This is a genomic window from Chamaesiphon sp. OTE_75_metabat_556 (genome assembly GCF_031378165.1).
Taxonomy (GTDB): Bacteria; Cyanobacteriota; Cyanobacteriia; order Cyanobacteriales; family Chamaesiphonaceae; genus Chamaesiphon.
Window position 1 is genome coordinate 1 of sequence record NZ_JANNDR010000452.1, and the last position, 4,311, is coordinate 4,311.

At 48.2% G+C, this 4,311-nt stretch carries 4 protein-coding genes; 1 reads left to right on the plus strand and 3 read right to left on the minus strand.

What is annotated here, in order from left to right; genetic code table 11:
- Both sbcD and RMO27_RS18330 read right to left on the minus strand, forming a co-directional pair.
- Nucleotides 1–1,174 (minus strand): exonuclease subunit SbcD (sbcD, locus tag RMO27_RS18325; protein WP_309735176.1); only part of this gene is annotated, 1,174 nt, incomplete at its 3' end.
- Nucleotides 1,175–1,274: 100 nt separating this feature from the next.
- Nucleotides 1,275–2,477 (minus strand): glycosyltransferase family 4 protein, encoded by a 1,203-nt coding sequence (locus tag RMO27_RS18330; RefSeq protein ID WP_309735168.1) that lies wholly within the window; start codon nt 2,475–2,477, stop codon nt 1,275–1,277.
- A gap of 78 nt (nt 2,478–2,555) precedes the next feature.
- On the opposite strand from RMO27_RS18330, the gene RMO27_RS18335 reads away from it, so the two are divergent.
- Nucleotides 2,556–2,720 carry a hypothetical protein gene (locus RMO27_RS18335; RefSeq protein WP_309735171.1) on the plus strand — a complete coding sequence of 55 codons (165 nt, stop codon included), beginning with the start codon at nt 2,556–2,558 and terminating at the stop codon, nt 2,718–2,720.
- A gap of 269 nt (nt 2,721–2,989) precedes the next feature.
- Here RMO27_RS18335 and RMO27_RS18340 read toward each other — a convergent pair whose 3' ends face one another.
- A complete protein-coding gene (locus RMO27_RS18340; protein ID WP_309735174.1) occupies nt 2,990–4,162 on the minus strand; it encodes a pyridoxal phosphate-dependent aminotransferase in 1,173 nt (390 codons plus the stop codon).
- Between the last annotated feature and the right edge of the window lie 149 nt (nt 4,163–4,311).

Genomic DNA, 4,311 nt, shown 5'->3' on the forward strand with positions numbered 1-4,311 from the left:
AATCGGCATCGTTGCCGCCCGACTGCAAGAAACCGGGACGCGGCGGACAAGGGAGGGTGGACCGGCCGGGATCGCGAGGCGCGCGGAGCGTGCGAAGATCGCGTTTCCTCGGGCCGGCCTGGAAGGATGCCGCGTGAATTGCCGCCGAACTAATCTGCTCGACTCGATCGGGACTAAGCTGATAAATTAAGCGGACGACCACATCATTAATATCGACTTTCGAGATTGCGGCCAAAATATCAGCCTGCGGTTGCTCGCTCTGAGAGACATCAATTTTAATCGTCCGAAACGTCCGCACAGGTAAAGGGCAAAATTCCCAAGTCGTCTCGAAACTCTTGATAGCTGGTTGTTCTGTCGGTTCAATCGTGACTAAAACATAACCCTTTTCTTCTTTTTCCTCACTAAAATCGACCCGCTCGATGCTCCCAGGATAGACGACAGCAGGGTCGTTAGTTTTATTGAGATTTTGGTGGCGATGGACGTGTCCGAGAGCTACGTAGTCAAAGCAAGAGCGCGTCAGAAAGGACAGCGGAATCGTAAACCCGCGTCCTACAGCTAAGAATTTTTCGGCTCCCAGGGTGGCATTATCAGCCATCAGATGGGCGAGGACGACAGTGGGGATATCTGGATTTAATTTGCGAATTTCACCTTCGAGAGCTGGTTGCAGCCGATCGAGTAATAATTGGTTGACTTCCAGCATCGAGAGATTTTCGGCAATCTCGCGCGTCAGCAGGGTGGAACGATTGATCCACGGTAATGTCAGAATTTGGATCGCACCACTGCGCGTATTAATGATATGCGTGTCGATCGCATCGCCGACGATCGTTCCTGGCACTCCTAATGAGCGATAAATTGACAAGCTGGCACCACCTTGCCCTTGCGAGTGTTGGTCGTGATTGCCCACGAGTAAGACGGCGGGAATATTGGCATCTACCAGCCGATAAAATTGCAAGGCAAAAGCTTGTTGGATATAAGGTGCGGGCGTAGAGTCGGGAAAGGCATCGCCACCAAATAAAACCAGATCGACTGGTTCTGCCAATGCCCGATCGATCGCCCGTTCTAAGGATTTGACAAAATCTTGGAAGCGGGTATTCAGTCCGGTTTCGGGGTCGATTTTACCGTGGCCGAAACCAGCACCCATGTGGATATCTGATAGATGCAGTATTTTCATCAGGGATTGAGCCGATCGTGCAGTAGTTATATACTAGCCGATCGCGGATCGATATCGATGCTGCCCTAGTTTCGCTTCACTTAAACCAACCTACGCTGAAAGCCTAACTCCTACTCCCCAAAACAGACTGCGTCGTGTTCGTCATTGCCTTGTTATATACAGTCTCCGTTTGAACGGCAATCTTCGCCCAGTTAAAGCGTTTGCCCAGCTCATCATAGGCATTATCAGTCAGCCACTTCGCATAGCCAGGATTTCTGAGTACTTCCAAAACCCCCCACGCAAGCGAATTGCAATCCCATTTCCAGGTGACAATTCCGGTTTTAGTATGCCTAACGACCTCCGCAAGTCCGCCAGCATCTGAGACTACCACTGGTACCCTCGCGGCAAAACTTTCGAGTGCGACGATGCCAAATGGTTCGTAGAGGCTGGGAAAGACAGCACAATCGGCAACAGTTTGAAATTTGTCCAGATCTTCATCAGACATAAACCCCGTAAAGAAACACTTCTCCCAGATCCCTAAATCCCAAGCTTGCTGCTTTAAACCGTCGGTATTGCCGCCACCAATGAAGATAAATTTGGCATTCCCGCCCAATTCCCACAAGACTTTGGGCGCGGCATTTAAGAGGACAAATATCCCCTTTTCATAGGTCATCCGCCCGACATAGTAAACGATTTGCTCGTGATCGGCAGCAAACCGCCGTCGAAAATCCCAAAAATCAAAATCTTTGGGGCGTTGTTTTTTCTCAGGACGGATGCCGTTATAAATGATGCTAATTCTTTCCCACGGGCAGTGCAGGATTTGACCTACTTCTTGACGCATGTATTGACTACAGACGATCGTTTGGGTGGCAGCTTCAACTAGCTGGGTTTCTTGGGCATGAACGTGTTCGCTACTGGGATTGTGAATACCACTATGCCTACCAAATTCCGTTGCATGAATCGTGGCGACGATCGGAATTTGAAACTTTTCACTTAAATAAAGTGCCGTATCCGCCACCATCCAGTCATGAGCGTGAATCAGGTCGAAATCATGAGCCAGTTCTGCTAATTTCGCACCATATTTGCTCATACTGTCGTTCATATTCCCGATCCATTTAAAGATATCTTGGCTGAAGCCAGCGACAGGAACGCGGTGAACGTAAATGCCTTCGATAATCTCTTTAGGTGGTGCTTGAGAGAACTCTACAGTAATCAGGTGAATCTCATGACCCAATTTGACCAGTTCTGGGTACAACTCCGCTCCATGGCGAGCTATTCCGCCAACGAGGCGTGGTGGAAATTCCCAAATCAGAACTAAAATTTTCATCGCTAATAGTTGCGCTACTATTTTCTCTCCCTCATTGGTTTGATTTAGTAGCAGCATACCTTACGGAGGCAATGTGAGTTGATTTGTGCCACTTTTGGCACGAGATCTTGCTACTACGATCGACAACAGATTGAGAATCTGAATGTAATTTGGCTGCGATATTTAGATTTAGATATCGGCGAGCGGATTCCTAACATTATATCTGGCGATCGATCGATCTGGAATTTATTAAGTATTTGCTAGTAAATATCATCGAACTATACCTCAGCCATTGCACTTATCGTACCCGCCCACTCTCGTTGGCGTTGGCGAAAGCCTGCCGTAGGCACAGCCTCTCTGACAGAGAATCGAGTGTCATCTGACTAGAAATTCTCAAAGAAAAATTCCACCAGTATTTGAGGTGTTTGTGGATTAATAAGTAGATTCGATCCCCTCGTCGATCGGGTGCAAATTAGTCAGGTTTACCTCGATCCCTGAATTGTGTTACCAATTTCGACTGTTTGGTTCAGAAGCTACGCACCGACACGCGATTGCATAAACTTCGCCAACCGATCCATGCCTTTGTCGATCGTCGTGAGATCTGTGGCATAGGAAACGCGGATATGATCGTCTGCACCGAATGGTAGCCCTGGAATGACGGCGACTTGTTGCTGTTCGAGTAACTGCTGGCAAAACTCCAGTGATGTGAGTTGCGTACTGGCAATATTGATGAAAATATAGAAAGCCCCATCTGGTTTGGCGCAACTCAATCCAGGAATGCCTTGGAGACAGGCTAAGATCGTTTTGCGGCGCGTTGCAAATGCTTGGCGCATTTCTTCCACACAATCCTGGGAGCCTTCTAATGCCGCGATCGCGCCATATTGAGCAAAAGTACAGACATTCGACGTACTATGGCCTTGGAGGGCACTAGCAGCCTGAATCAGCTGCAGAGGCGCGGCTAAATAACCAATCCGCCAACCCGTCATCGCGTAGGCTTTGGCAAACCCATTACTAATAATCGTGCGATCAAAAATGTCCGCCCCGAGGGCACCGATACTGAGTTGCTCGACGCCATCATAGATAATTTTTTCGTAAATCTCATCGGACACCACGAGGATATCCCGATCGACAATTACCCTCGCTAAAGCCTGTAACTCAGCCGGAGTATAAACAACACCCGAAGGATTGGATGGCGAATTGAGAATAAATAACTTAGTTTTGGGCGTAATCGCGGCATTGAGAGCTGCGGGGGTAATCTTATAGTCGGTACTACTGTCAGTATTGACGATGACAGGGATACCGCCGACTAACTTGACCATTTCGGGATAACTCAACCAAAACGGCGCGGGAATAATCACCTCATCGCCAGGGTTAATTAAGGCCACCATTAGATTGTAGAGCGAGTGCTTGCCCCCATTCGTGACCAAAATATTCGCAGGGGCGTAGTTTAAATGATTATCTAGTTGCAGCTTCTTGGCGATCGCTTCGCGCAATTGCGGTTCGCCAGCGACAGCACCATATTTGGTTTTACCCCGATCCAAGGCTTGTTTAGCGGCATCTTTAATATGTGCTGGCGTATCAAAGTCAGGTTCGCCCGTACTAAAACTACAAACATCCTTGCCATCTTGCTGCATAGCCTTGGCCATAGCGGCGATGGCGAGGGTGACAGATGGTTCAATTCCGGTGATACGCTGTGCCAATTCCATAACTTATCAATGCTCCCCAGTCATCTTGCCCTAATGTCGTTAAACTCTCTGTACGAGTTGTCTTCGTTTCTCGATCCAGAGTTCCCCAAGAGTTGCAATTATAAACCCATTTGTGGAGAGATCGATAGTAAAAATTAGGGGATAAAATC